The organism is Acinetobacter sp. LipI_19 (assembly GCF_058242925.1).
Genome location: NZ_JBZAYK010000001.1, coordinates 2,690,976 through 2,705,726, shown reverse-complemented (window position 1 = coordinate 2,705,726; position 14,751 = coordinate 2,690,976). Strand labels below are relative to the sequence as shown.

Sequence of the window (14,751 nt, the reverse complement as noted above, 5' to 3'; positions counted from 1 at the left end):
TAAGGATGCTTAATATGAGTACAAATTCTTTATCTCTTAAACTCAGTTGCTTGGTAGTTGCAGTTTGTACGGCTCAGAGCAGTTTTGCTGAGCAAGGCTGGTCACAAGATCGCCAATGGTTATTGGGCGATTGGAATGGACAACGCCAACAACTGGAAAAAGATGGTTATAAATTTACCGCTTCGATCATGAGTCAAGCTGCGACCAATTTAGATGGTGGCTATAACGATGACAACAGCTTTGAAAACGCAGCACAACTGGCTTTAGGCGTAAACTTTGATTTAAATAAAATTGCAGGCTGGAAAGACACCACCGCCAATATTTTAATTACCAAACGTGACGGTAACGCTTTAACTTTGGAGCGTATCAAAGACCCTCGTTCTAGCGCTTTAGGCAATTCACAAGAAATTTATGGACGCGGCAAAATTTGGCGTTTAACCCAAGCATGGGTAAAAAAAGGTTTTGCTGACAATACCGTTCAATTCAAGGTTGGACGTATGGGCATGTCAGATGACTTTAATGGTTCACAATGTGAGTTCCAAAACTTATTACTTTGTGGTGGGCAACTTGGCAAATCCATTGGCTCAATTTGGTACAACTCACCCGTAGGCTTATGGGGAACCAATGTCAAATACCAATTCGCACCTGAGTGGACATTGGGTGTTGGTGTTTATGAGGTGAATCCTGACAATATTAAAACTGGCAAAAATGATGGTTTTAACTTGGATATGAATAATGTCAAAGGTGCCATTATTCCAGTAGAACTGGCATGGAGACCAAAACTAGCAGCATTTGATGGTTTAGCAGGCGAGTATAAAGTTGGTGCACTTTACTCGACCGCTGAAGCCAATGATATCGCGATCGCTGGAAAGGTACATGATAGCAAACATAGTTTTTGGATTAATGCACAACAACAACTCAGCCAAAAAGGGCAGGATCCAAAACGTGGTTTGTTCCTAAGCTTTAACGCTGTTGTTAATGATAAAGCCACCACCGCAGTACAAAGTACGCAACAACTTGCACTTTGGTATAAAGGGCCTTTTGACAGTCGTCCAAATGATTCAATCGGATTTGGTGTAGCAAACTATATAGTCAATGATCGTTATAAAAATCGCCAAATTGAAACCAATAGTAGCCGTGGCTATGACCAATACGACATGTTTGCGGCAGATTATGTGCCCGTTCAACGTGATGAACTCAATGTTGAATTGAACTACACCTACCAATGGTCACCTGCGGTCATGTTACGACCGAACCTACAATATATCCATCAGCCTGCGGGCGTAAAAGAAGTGGATGATGCATGGGTTGCAGGTTTGAGCATGCGTGTGAATTTCTAATCTAGGAGTATGACCTATGACTAAGTCTACAAGCTCTCATACCGTATTAAAAATATGGTGTTTTATATTAGGTTTGGCTTTGCTACTGACAGGGCTATTCTTTACCGTTGGCGGAGCAAAATTAGTGACACTCGGAGGATCATGGTATTTCGTGATTTCTGGTGTGTTGACGCTTGCATCAGCCATTTTTATTTTTAAGAAAAAAACACTGGGAGTCTGGCTATTTAGCTTAGTTTTTGTGGGAACCATCATTTGGTCATTGCTAGATGCGGGTTGGGAGTTTTGGCCTTTATTTTCGAGACTAATGTTTCCAGCAGGTCTCTTTGCTGCATTGATGTTTAGCCTACCCGCAATTCGTCGCTACCAGTTTCAACCGAGTGCAAGCTTACCTGCGTATGGCTTAGGAGTAGTTACGGTTCTTGGTATGTTGATTGGACTTTATCAAATGTTCCAACCGCATCCAACGGTGGCGGCATCAGGTCAAGAATTGCCATTGGTTCCTGTTAAAACTGATATGAAACAAAGCAATTGGCAACACTATGGTCAGGATGCTGGGGGCAGTCGTTTTGCCGCACTCGACCAAATCACCCGCGACAATGTTCATCAATTAAAAGAAGCGTGGCGTTTTCGTACTGGTGATTTTACCACTGGCTCAGGTAATGGGGCAGAAGATCAAATGACCCCGTTACAGGTGGATAATAAGATTTTCTTATGTACGCCACATAACAATATTTTTGCTTTAGATGCAGATTCGGGTAAACAACTGTGGAAAGCAGAGGTCAACTCGAAATCAGATGCATGGGAACGATGTCGTGGGGTTGCCTACTTCGATTCAACTCAACCTTTAAGTCAACCGACTTTGGCGGGTGCAACACCTGTCCAAGCTGTGGCAAACAATACCGCTTGCTTACGCCGTGTTTATACCAACACACCTGATGGACGCTTAATTGCGGTCAATGCAGACACAGGTGAACGTTGTAAAGATTTTGGTGTTGATGGAACGGTTGATTTACTTAAAGGTTTGGGTGAAGGAACCACCGCGCCACGTTTTGAAGTGACCTCCGCTCCGACTATTGCGGGCACAGTGATTGTGGTTGGTAGTCGTATTGCAGATAACCTTGCCGCAGATATGCCTGGTGGGGTGATTCGTGCTTATGATGTGATCACAGGTCAATTGCGCTGGGCATTTGATCCACGTAATCCTGATCCAAACTATGTGTTAAAAGAAGGTGAAACCTATAAACGCAGTTCAGCAAACTCTTGGGCTGCAATGTCATATGACCCTAAGATGAACACGGTATTTTTACCAATGGGGAGCTCTTCTGTGGATGTTTGGGGGGGCAATCGTCAACCTTTGGATCATAAATACAATTCATCTGTATTGGCTTTAGATGCAACCACAGGTAAAGAAAAGTGGGTTTATCAAACCGTTCATAATGACTTATGGGATTTTGATTTACCAATGCAACCAAGTTTGGTTGATTTCCCTGCGAAAAATGGGACTAATCAACCAGCCGTGGTGATTGGAACCAAATCTGGACAATTCTTTGTATTGGATCGCTTAACAGGTAAACCTTTAACCAAAGTGATCGAACAGTCAGTGAAGGCTGCCGATATTCCCGGTGAACAATATAGCCCGACGCAACCACGTTCAGTTGAAATGCCACAAATTGGTAATCAAACTTTGACTGAATCGGATATGTGGGGGGCTACACCATTTGACCAACTAATGTGCCGTATTGGATTTAAAACCATGCGTTATGAAGGCTTATATACAGCACCAGGTAAAGACAAATCTTTAAGCTTCCCAGGCTCTTTAGGTGGCATGAACTGGGGCAGTATCGCCTTTGATCCAAGTCATCAATACATTTTCGTCAACGACATGCGTTTAGGTTTATGGATTCAGTTGATTGAGCAGACACCTGAAGATTTAGCAATTCAGGCAAGTGGTGGCGAGAAAGTCAATACAGGCATGGGCGCTGTACCAATGAAAGGTACGCCGTATAAAGTCAATAAAGATCGTTTTTGGTCTAAGTTAAATATTCCATGTCAAAAACCACCATACGGTACTATGACCGCCATCGATATGAAAACGCGCCAGATTGCTTGGCAAGTTCCAATGGGAACGGTTGAAGATACTGGACCAATGGGCATAAAAATGGGCTTAAAGGTACCAATTGGTATGCCAACGATTGGGGGCCCAATGGCAACACAAGGTGGCTTAGTGTTCTTTGCCGCAACGCAAGATTACTACTTACGCGCGCTGGATTCATCGTCAGGTCAAGAGTTGTGGAAATCACGCTTACCAGTCGGTAGCCAAGGAACACCTATTAGCTATGTTTCACCAAAAACAGGCACACAATATGTGATGATCACTGCCGGCGGTGCTCGGCAATCTCCTGATCATGGTGACTATGTGATTGCTTATAGTTTGAAATAAGCTGCAGTAAAACGTTAAAAAACAAAACTGCAATCGTTCAACGGTTGCAGTTTTTTATGGGTTTAAAATTTAAAGAGCTTAGACATACATTTGTATACTCATCGAAATAATAATAATTTTTGACTTAAGCATCGTTGGAAGCAACAGACACCGAGTTTAGCAATTTCCTCTGTCGATAAAGTAAATAGAGTTATCTACACAACATCATCAAAAAGCTCGATATCTGAGTGAATTAAACCGAGAATACAACTTCAATATTTGATTTTCACGAATTTCGAATAACGCTTATTTTTTAAATAAATTCTGATTTTCTTGTAAAAAAAATTTAATATACACTATAAAGAAAACTTTGATCACTCAATAGGCTTTGTTGCGCAATCCTATCTCTAAAGGCTGATTCCACACTATAATTTTCAAATGAATAAGCCTCGCCCTAAAATTTACAGTACTCTTAATTGGTCTTCATACAACCAAGCTCTCATTAATCGTGGCAATATTGCCATTTGGTTTGATCCCAATACTCAGTGGTATGAACAACCGCAAGGCAAACAAGGTCGAAATCAAACCTATTCAGATATAGCGATCTAATGTTGTTTAATGATGAAATCCTTATTCCGTCTGTCTTTAGGTATGGTCACGGCTTTGTTCAAAGTCTCATTCTTCTTTGCTGATGAGATTGCTCAACAACATTGAAAAAATTTCTGTATTACAAAGCCAAAGAACTGCAACTTCTATACTTTATTCTTGAAAAAAATAGTTTCTAGTATTTCAAACAGCGTTTATTTCTGTATTTAAGTCTTATTTTTAATATGAATGAGATTTTTTTCATTAAAAAAGAGCATTTGATCGTTAAATGCTCATAAAAAATAAGTGAATACCAAGCTTATTTTTAAAATAAGTAATCATTAGAAGCATAAATTTATAAGGAATTCGAGAAAATTATAATAATGTATAGCGATTTAATTAGTCTTTTTTATCTGTGATAATTAATTTTAATGAAGGATTTTTATTAAAATTCAGCAATATTTAACTTAAAATAAATGGAAAGTATGAGTGAATTTTATTAATAAATTTTGATTTTTAATTTAAATGTATCTTGGGTGATTTGGCTTAATCATATGTTTTGAGTGTTATTGAGGTGGGTGATATTGTTATATTTGGTTTAAGGATAAATTTTAGAATATCTGTGTTTGTCTTTTTATATAATAAAAATAGCATTTTTAATTGTGAAAAATTATTTGATTTATATTGCTTTGTTTTATGGATTATTTAAGGTAAATAAATAAAATAATCATGATTCTTAATTTTTATTTGCGTGATAAGTAATTGAAATAATAGATATTGTGATATTTATTTATTTTTGCTAGGATGTTTTTTTATTTTAAACTGTTCTTTATTTATAAGTGTAAGGTGAAGATTAAAATAAATTGAAAGTGGTTTTGTAGGGGGTATTATTTTTTGTGGCTATCGATTTTAAGCGTGATATGCACGACATAATAAAACCGTCTTATCATTTTTTTAAAAAGTTGAAGAGGTTTATTGAATGAAGAAGTTAACATTGCCAGCATTAGGCACTCTAGCTTTAAGTTTAGCATGTTCAAGTGTTTTTGCAGCAGACGGAACAATTACAATTAACGGTATGATAACTGATGAAACTTGTACATTAGCGGGCTCTGGATCTGGAGTAAACGGCAGTCAAAATTTAGTTTTGACCTTAGACACTGTACTTAAGTCAACCTTTACTGCGGCCAATATGACTGCAGCGAAAAAAAACTTTAGCCTACAGTTAAAAAATGCTGCAGGTACAGGTAATTGCGACGCATCAACAAATAAAGCACTAAAAGGTTTATACCTGAGTCCAATTTCTACAGCTGACTTAGACACCACTGATAAAACTTTATTAGTGAATAAAGCAACAGAAGGTGGTGCTTCTATAGCAAATCCAGTTTATATCCAAATTTTAACAGATGCAGATATTGCTGTTAATCTTTCTGAGCCTTGGGGTGTCCAAGCTAAAAGTGCAATTACAGGGCTTGCAGCGGATGGTAGTGGTACCGCCACCATGCTTTACAAAGCACAGTATGCGAGCAAGACAGGAACTGTAAGTGGACAAAACGTGACTGCAGTTGTCAACTATACGTTGCAATACAATTAATTTTTGAATCTGTTTGCTAGAGGGGGAAATAATGCGTTACCTAAAAATTGCTGGATTCATTTACTTGATGATGTCATTTGCTTATGCCGGTGTCTCAATAGATGGTACTCGCATCATTTTCCCAGCTGAATCCAAAAGTGTAAATGTCCAGCTCCGAAATGCCTTTGACACTCCATCACTTGTACAAGTGTGGATAGATACAGGGGATTCAGAAAAGATTCCCAAGGCAAGTGAAGTTCCTTTTATTCTAAATCCGCCATTGACTCGAGTTGAAGCACGAAAAGGTCAGATTATTCGAGTTATTCCTTTGGATATTAAAAAATTACCGCAGGATCGTGAATCTATTTTTTGGTTCAATATGATGGATATTCCACCAGATGATCCAGCACTGAAAGATAAAAACTATTTATCTTTTACAGTAAGAACGCGGATAAAACTATTTTACCGACCTAGTGAGTTAGCCATGACAGCATTTTTGGCACAGCAAAGCGTGCAGTTTAAATATGATCAAGGTGCTCAAAACGTAAGTATGAATAATCCAACACCTTATTATCTGACCGTGGTTCAAATTGAAAGTGGTAAAAACCAGGCATTTAGCTCAGCAGACCAAGCCATTATGTTGGCACCTTTTACTCATGTAATTCTGAAAGATTTTAAACTGGATACCTCAACTAAAAAAATCGTTTACGAGGTGCTTAATGATTTAGGTACATTACAAACATACGAAACAACAATCCAATAAATTTATTATTAAGACATTTTTTAATAATTTCACTAAGAATTTGAAAAATAGCTTTGAAGTTCTGTTGCCTTTTTTATAGGGCGCTAGCAATAAAACAGTAATGATGAGCAGGTTATTACTATGCTGAATTTTAAAAAGTCTGAACTTTTTTTAATGTTGATGTCAACTGTTACTGTTCAGACTTCAGCGGAAGACGTGCAATTTTCTCATGCTGATACAAATACAGATGGTCATTTAATTACCCAAGATAATAGTCAGCTTATTGCTCAGAACTATAATGAATTAACGGCTAGTAATAATGACTTTACTACGTTTAATGCAGCCTCATTGTTTGGTGAGCAAACCAATGTAGATTTAAGTGGTTTCACCTCTCGAAACTTTGTAGCGCCTGGTCAGTATTTGGTTCATTTGTCAGTAAATGGTGAATCTTTGGACACTGTAAATGTGCATTTTGATCACTTGGATGGACAGAAATCGGCAGTATTATGTTTATCACCAGACTTGCTTGATCGTTTGGATTTAAAAGATAACTTCCGTGCAACGTTGCCGAATAAACCCTGTTTGACCATGAAAACATTGGATGCCGATGCCTACAAAGATTTTAATCTTGCAGAATTAAAACTGGCTTTATCTATTCCTCAGGCTTTACGTGAGGAACGTCCAGAAGGTTATATCAATCCTAAATTATTTAATAATGGTGTTAACTCTGGTTTTATTGGCTATGCGTTTAACTACAATCGTGATGAAGATCAAGAAAGTAAATATTTAGGCTTAAATGGCGGTTTAAATTTAGCGGGTTGGTTTTATCGTCACTCAGGTGCTTTTGAGTCAAAAAACTCAGGTTTGGGCCAATACCATTCAGATCAAAATATTCTCTACCGCGATATTACTCCAATAAACTCACGTTTGAGTGTGGGGCAATTTAATACCATGACGTATCGTCTGGATAACTTGCCGATCGTCGGTGCTCAAATCAGCTCTGAACAAGACATGTTGCCATGGGCTTATCGTCAGTATGCACCTGTGATTGAAAACTTCGCCTACACCAATGCGGTGGTGAGGATATTTCAAAATGCACAGAAAATTTATGAGCGTACAGTCCCACGTGGCGCATTTAAGATTAATGATCTCAATGCTGCAAACGGTGATTTAACTGTTGAAATCACCGAAACAGGAGGAGAAAAGAGGACATTTATTGTGTCTCTGCAAAGTAATCAAGACTTAGTTCGCCAAGGACGTTATAACTACAGCGTTGCGGGTGGTCGTTATCGTACTCGAACAGAAATCACCGATGATAAATTATTCCAAGGTAGTTTTAATTATGGTTTGACTAATAGTTTGACCCTCGGTGCTGGTTTAAATATCAGTAATGGCTATGCCAGCGGCTTGGGGATGTTGGCATTAAATATCCCTATTGGTGGTGTGACTACGATCATTGAGCATACAAACTCAGAGCTATTTGGTAAAAGTTACCAAGGGACGAAATATGCCTTAAATTATCGTTATGCATGGATTCCTCAAAGTTTCTATTTATATGCAGATTATGCCAAATATAATCGTGATTACATGAGTATTTCTTCACACCTCTATCAGCGTAATCGAACTATACTAAATGAAAGTGAATATGATAACTTTTTATATAACTATAATTTAAAAGAAAATATCGGCATCAGTATTTCTAAATCCTTAGCGGATACTCGGTGGGGAAATATAAACCTGAGTGCGCGTAGAAACACCTATTGGGATGATAACCAGGATTATTACCAATATAACCTAAGTTATGGTAATAATTGGAAAAAAGCAAGCTACAATATTGGCTTAAGCCGTACCGATTACACTAATCGTGAGCATGAACGCAGCACCACCGCTTTTTTTTCTATCTCGATTCCACTGGAATGGCGTAAACAGAAGATGTATGCAAGTTCTAGTGTACAGCGTAACGAAAATGATCAAGTCACTTCAAATGCAAGTTTGTCTGGTATAGCAGGTGCCAATAATGAGATTACATTTGGTTTAGGTGTTTCCGATGCACAGAACAATACCCGTTATAATGGCAATATTAGTTACCTCTTGCCTATGATGAATGTTGGGTCAACGATCTCGTCTGATTCACATAGCATACAGTACTCATTGTCAACACTGGGTGCAGTGGTTGGACATCGTTATGGCTTAACCCCTGTTAACAGCTTGCCAGAAACATACACCATCATCCATGCTAAAAATGGCAAGGGTGCCAATGTGGAAAATGCATGGGGCGTAAAAGTCGATCGCTTTGGTAACGCTATCTATCCATTTAACTCCGCCTATAGCAAAAATACCATTACTTTGGATCCGAAGAATTTACCTACAAACGTGACATTGGAATCCAATCAGAGCGATGTAATTCCGCGTAAATACAGTTCGCAGTTGGTTGAATTTAAAGCCAATAAATCCAGTAATTTACTATTGCGTATCCATTCAACGCAGCGGCAAGATTTGCCAATGGGCAGTCAGTTTAAAGATAGCGAGAATAATACAATTGGAATTCTTGGGGCAGGCAATCAAGTGATTGTTAACAAAGAACAGCCATTAATGAATACCAGTCGTGTGATCTGGGGTAGCAGTGAAAATGAAAGCTGTCAGATTGCACCGATTTCTAAACAGCAACTCGAACAAAAAACCACAGTGAACTTCAATATTGTTGATGTGGAGTGTAAATAAATTATGAATAAGCTTTTTTGGTTCTCTGTTCCATTATTATTTGCATTATCACAATCTGTACTTGCGACTATTGCGAACTGTAACACATCTAGTTCAGTGACTTTTAATCGAGTGATTGGGACAATTAGTAATTTTCCTTATGATCAGGCCATTAATAGTTTAGATTCGGAAGCTATGTTACTGAGTTGCACTCCATCTGTGGCGGTACGTTCTACATTTGCTGCTATAACAGGCAGGACAGATTTGGTGGGCAACAGTCCTTTTTCAGTTGGACACGATATTAAAATTATAGGTTCAATTACAGATCCTACAGCTTTAGCAGCAGCCAAGATTTGGTTAATGAATAATTTAAAAATTTCTTTTAATTTGCATGATGGTAATCATAGCCCTCCAATGATTCAAAATATATTATCTATGAATACTGATTATAATATTTTACCCAATACTGGTTTAGGTACACCTGTGACAATTGCAGGTGAATCTTATTTTAGAGGATCAACAAATGCTGGAACAGCGATTGCTGCTGTAAGATCCTCAATATTCAATTTTAAATTACTTTCGACTTATAAACCTTCTGCTGCAGTGATTGATGCTTTGAATAATGCTATAGTTCAAATTCATTTGGGTACAATCAGCTATAAGTTTGATGATTATAATGGATCAACAATCAAGCCAAGTGGGGTCCCTAAAACAGGAACAACAGAAGTATATGTAAACCTAAGGATGAGCTTTACACTCCCGACTTGTACAATGTCGAATCAAATCGTAAATTTAGCGACTGTACCCACCAGCATATTAAGCAGTAATCAAACTGCCAATGAAAAGAATTTTAATGTCAGCATAAACTGTACGACTACAATGCCTAATAAAATATTATTGGCAATGATTACAGATAGCTATACACCAAATAATATAAATAATAAGGGTATTTTAAAAAACCATCCTGCTTTAGCAAACCGCAGTAATGTGGATGTGCAATTACGAGATGCGACTGACACACCAATGGCGATTGGTAGCCAAAGTTCTTTTTACATAGTACCCACAGGCTCTACTTCGACCACTTTTACCAAAGCGCTAAAAGCGAGATATTTCCGTTCAGCAAGCATAGCGACACCAGGTCTAGTACAAGCCCAAGCGACAGTATTTATAGATTACAAATAATTTAAACTTATGTAATAAAAAAGTATTGGGCTTAATATTGAAAATCATATTTCAATATTAGGTTTTGATATTCCAGAGGAAAATTAATTTAAAACTGATTTATTTAAAATATTATATATATATTTAGATTGCTTGCCATTTTAAAAGCTAAATCTATTAAACAAGTTTTGTTGGGTGCATTGCATTTCTTTAATTAACCAATCTCTAAAAACAATTTTTCGATGATCTTCTTCAATCGGTGTGGAGGAGAGTAGGTAGTATGCTGAATCATCTAAATCTAGATATTTTTCGACTTGAATAAAATCATGTTCCAGTTCATGTTCAACCATAAAACCCGATACGATAGTTTGCCCCAAGCCAGATAAACAGGCTTCGATACATAAATAGAAATGGTCCAGCTCAATCGTATTAAGCTTTGAAATTTCAGGATGTGCTTTGAATAAATAGTTTTTAAATTTTGGTCTTGAGGTACTTAAGATTAAATTAGAGGCGTTCTGTTGGTTGGAATTTACTAAAAACATAAATTCATCTGCAATTTTCTCGCTAAAAAGATGATTTGCCCATACAAAATCATTTCTTCGTATGGCAAGGTCTATATTTTGATTTTGAAAATCTAAGTGACCACCACCAGTTAAAAGTGTGATGCCAAAACCAAGGTCTAACTCATTAAATTTCATCATTCTTGGAATTAACCATTTCATTGAAATCGTTGCCTCACAAGACACTGTTAAGTTGTTGTTTTTATATTTTTGTTGGCGAATACCGATAATACAATTGTCGAGTTGATTAAATACATTTTGACAGCAATCTAACAAAACCTTGCCTTCAGCGGTAAGAATCAAAGACTTATTTTTTCTTTCAAATAAAGTAATATTTAACAACTCTTCTAAATTTTTAATTTGTCGACTTACAGCACTTTGTGTCACATACAATCGTTCAGCAGCGATCGTGACACTTCCTTCGATAGCAACATAATAAAAAAACTTTAGTGAATTAAGTGATAACCTCTCTATCATACTAAAAACCCTGGTAAACCATATTGAATTGAAGGTTGTAAATAGATATTAATTCTTTATTACATAAACTAATTCATATTATTACTTTGTGTGATAATTATCAATATATTTGCGTGTTAAGAAAGTAAAATAAAATTAACTCAATTTTTGCTATAACATACACATTTTCCATACATGTTATATAAAAATAGTGCAGGTAAATATTTTAATTGAACTTCAGCTTGATCAATAAAATAGATATCTTGATTTTTTTTGTCTATAATAGTGAGAAAATTATTCTGTCGGTCTAAAGTAGTTCCACTTATTGTTTTTAATGTATTATCAAAATTCTTGTTGAAAAACCTAATATTGAAAAAGACTTCTGTTCCGGCTTTGATTTGCAACTTTGATATGTTTTTTAATAAACCGCAGTGTTTGCAGGTCCATTTTCTTGTTTTAAATGATATTTCTGGTTTAAACATTTGGTTCCTTTTTTAGTATATTGTGCTTGATTTGAAATGAGAAAAATAAATTTTCATTATTTTTTTTTGGAATGTTCTATAACATTATTAAAGTCATAAGAATGAATATATTTTTCCAAGTATTGTTGAGTTTTATGTAATTCCTCAATGAGCCAATTTTTAAATACAATTTTTCGATAATCTTCTTCAAATGGAGAGGAAGATAGAAGATAATAAGATGAATTATCATAAAATGGTGCAATAATAGGTTGAAGTTTATTATGCTTTAATTCATTTTCGATCATAAAGCCGGAAGCAAAAGTTACTCCTAAACCAGATAAGCATGCTTCGATACATAAATAAAAATGGTCAAGTTCTTTATATTTGAGATGATTTATTCTATCTTTAATTTGATTCATTTTTAGCAAACTTCCCCAAAACTTTGGTCTTGATGAAGAAATTAATAAATTATCTCCAATATGATTAGGATTTTGAATAAAGAACATTATTTCATTGACCAATTTAATGCTATAAATATGTTCTTTCCAATGAAAATCATCTCGACAAATTGTGATATCAGTAGTATTTAAATCGTATAATTTGTTATTGGTTATAATTTTGATTTTAAATGATTTATCTAGATTATTGAAGCTTTTTAAACGAGGGATTAGCCACTTCATACACAGCGTGGATTCACATGAAATAACCAGATCATTTAATTCTGTATCTCTATTGTTTAGTTTGATGAGGCATTTATCTATTTCATGAAAAATATTTTGGCAACAGTTAAGTAATAATAAACCTTCATTGGTGATTTCAATCTTTTTCCCTTTGCGTATAAAAAGCACCGTATTTAAATTATCTTCTAAATTCTTAATTTGACGACTGACTGCACCATGAGTAACATTCAACTTTTTTGAAGCAATTGTTAAACTTTCGTAAATTGCTGCATAATAAAAAAACTTAAAAGAATTTAAGGAAATTCTTTTTTTTAGCATAAAAGTTTCTCATATTTAAATTAAATAAGCTTGATTTTGATCACTAAGACCGATCTTAAATAATATATAGTGAAGATATACTTAGCAATAAAAATAATTTGATAATTAATCATGTGTAGTTGTGATAAAAAGTAATGGATAATTTTTTGATAAATCTAATCCAAAACATTTACTAAAATTATAATTTTTTTAAGAAATTTTAAATTTTATATTATGCGAATAAGTTTTTCATATTTTTTGAATTGTAAGTGAGGTTTTTAGTAAATCTTTCATTTTAACATGAATTATTTAAATGGTTGTGGAAGTGTGAAATGTAATCTAAATATTGTAAAAATTTTTTTATTTTTTAAATTGTTTTTGGGGTTTCTTAAATTTTATAATTTATTTTTATTGATTAATGTGATTCAAAAGTAGTTTGAAATATTGATGGTTTTTGTGATGGGGTGAAGTAATTTATTTATTTGAATGATCTTACTATTTTTTTTATTTTAATGTGGTTGAATTTTATTCTTGATGATTTATGAAATTAAAATTGATTCATCGTAACTATTTACTTTTATAAATGATTAAATTAGAAAGATGTATTGAAGTTAACATAAATCATAACTTTTTATGACGGTCTTGCGATGAAAATTAGATTTTTTATTGTGATTATTAATGGCGGAATACGTTACTTTCAACATGACATTACTCAATGTAGCTTATAGGCTAAGTGTTGATAATGAGGATCAAGTTATTGATTTAAATCCGCACTGTACAACGAGTTTAGCGACTGATATTGAAAAATTAACAGCTATATCATTCAATATTTAATTGCTTGATTGTGATGCTTTACATATATCTAGCGGTATTTCTTTTGCATTCATTGGTTGAATAGTAAGTACAAACAGTAAATGCTTGGCAGTAAATGGTGATGTTGGTAATGCATCTGCTACAACAAATGCGGGTATAGAAATCTCAGATCCTGATTCTTAAATTTTAACTGTTGAGGGTAGTAATTATTCTACTGAAAAGTACTCAATGAGGGTACAAATACATGACAAAGCCTTATAACAATAGGTGTTTCTACAGTCTGTAAAGCTAATGATGATGTAACTTTGAGATCAGTGATAACTCAAGATAAATTAAAATTTTAATTCGGATTTATCATAAAAATGTGTTGATTTCATATGAGTAAATAATTATCTGTGTAGTGGGTATGTTTTGGTCAATGAATAGCTATGCAGACAATTATGTATTTGTCTGCATAGCCCATTTTAATAGCAGCTTTGTGATTCCAAGTTGTGTATTTGCTTAGCCAGTAAATTTCAAACATATAGCCTGTTTAGATGCAAATGCACGTTTGCAATTGAATATTTCAAACAGCATTTCAATAAATATTATGATTGTAAGCTTAGTTTAACATTGACCTATCGTTGCAACAGATAATCAACCTACAGCTCGAACTTTTCGAGCAAGGAGCTTTCTACGGATTAATCTTGATTAGGAGTCTAGAATGAAATTGATAACTAAGGCGTTGGTTAAAGTTGCATCTGTTGGGGGATTAATGTGTTTAGTTATAGCTAGACAAAGCAGTACTACTTTAGGGATATAAAATATTAGCTTAAACCGCTGTAAATTAAGCGTAATACAAACGATTTTTTTGCTGAACATGTATATGATGCAACAGGGGAATGAGTATAATTGTTGTAGCTAAAAGAAATGTCCCAAATAGACTATAAAATAAGATACGGAATTGCTTGACCTTACAATTATGGAA

9 protein-coding genes and 1 pseudogene are annotated in these 14,751 nt (G+C 35.1%); 7 read left to right on the top strand and 3 right to left on the bottom strand.

The features are described from left to right. The first annotated feature begins 14 nt into the window (after positions 1–14). From AC4CVF_RS13160 to AC4CVF_RS13130, 7 genes and pseudogenes are all read left to right on the top strand, one after another. Positions 15–1,340, top strand: a complete 1,326-nt coding sequence (locus tag AC4CVF_RS13160) for a carbohydrate porin (RefSeq protein WP_336953952.1) — start codon at positions 15–17, stop codon at positions 1,338–1,340. A gap of 16 nt (positions 1,341–1,356) precedes the next feature. Continuing rightward, a complete protein-coding gene (locus tag AC4CVF_RS13155; protein ID WP_490789583.1) occupies positions 1,357–3,780 on the top strand; it encodes a glucose/quinate/shikimate family membrane-bound PQQ-dependent dehydrogenase in 2,424 nt (807 codons plus the stop codon). Positions 3,781–4,197: 417 nt separating this feature from the next. After that, positions 4,198–4,448, top strand: a pseudogene (locus AC4CVF_RS13150) (transposase); the annotation flags it as partial. An 875-nt stretch (positions 4,449–5,323) separates the two neighbouring features. Then, complete coding sequence (locus AC4CVF_RS13145) at positions 5,324–5,935, top strand: fimbrial protein (RefSeq protein ID WP_419360894.1); 612 nt, start codon at positions 5,324–5,326, stop codon at positions 5,933–5,935. Positions 5,936–5,966: 31 nt separating this feature from the next. Next, positions 5,967–6,677 carry a fimbrial biogenesis chaperone gene (locus tag AC4CVF_RS13140; protein WP_336953949.1) on the top strand — a complete coding sequence of 237 codons (711 nt, stop codon included), beginning with the start codon at positions 5,967–5,969 and terminating at the stop codon, positions 6,675–6,677. 120 nt (positions 6,678–6,797) lie between these two features. Next, positions 6,798–9,377: a fimbria/pilus outer membrane usher protein gene (locus tag AC4CVF_RS13135; protein ID WP_490789582.1), complete on the top strand. Its 2,580-nt coding sequence runs from the start codon at positions 6,798–6,800 to the stop codon at positions 9,375–9,377. A gap of 3 nt (positions 9,378–9,380) precedes the next feature. Continuing rightward, the gene (locus AC4CVF_RS13130; RefSeq protein WP_490789581.1) at positions 9,381–10,538 is read left to right on the top strand and encodes a fimbrial protein; all 1,158 of its coding nucleotides are present in this window, start codon (positions 9,381–9,383) and stop codon (positions 10,536–10,538) included. 140 nt (positions 10,539–10,678) lie between these two features. Here AC4CVF_RS13130 and AC4CVF_RS13125 read toward each other — a convergent pair whose 3' ends face one another. The 3 genes from AC4CVF_RS13125 to AC4CVF_RS13115 all read right to left on the bottom strand — a co-directional run bounded on the left by AC4CVF_RS13125 (position 10,679) and on the right by AC4CVF_RS13115 (position 12,992). Beyond that, a complete protein-coding gene (locus AC4CVF_RS13125; protein WP_419360890.1) occupies positions 10,679–11,554 on the bottom strand; it encodes a LysR family transcriptional regulator in 876 nt (291 codons plus the stop codon). Positions 11,555–11,694: 140 nt separating this feature from the next. Beyond that, positions 11,695–12,015 (bottom strand): hypothetical protein, encoded by a 321-nt coding sequence (locus AC4CVF_RS13120; protein ID WP_419360888.1) that lies wholly within the window; start codon positions 12,013–12,015, stop codon positions 11,695–11,697. Between the two features lie 56 nt (positions 12,016–12,071). Beyond that, positions 12,072–12,992, bottom strand: a complete 921-nt coding sequence (locus AC4CVF_RS13115; RefSeq protein WP_336953944.1) for a LysR family transcriptional regulator — start codon at positions 12,990–12,992, stop codon at positions 12,072–12,074. Between the last annotated feature and the right edge of the window lie 1,759 nt (positions 12,993–14,751).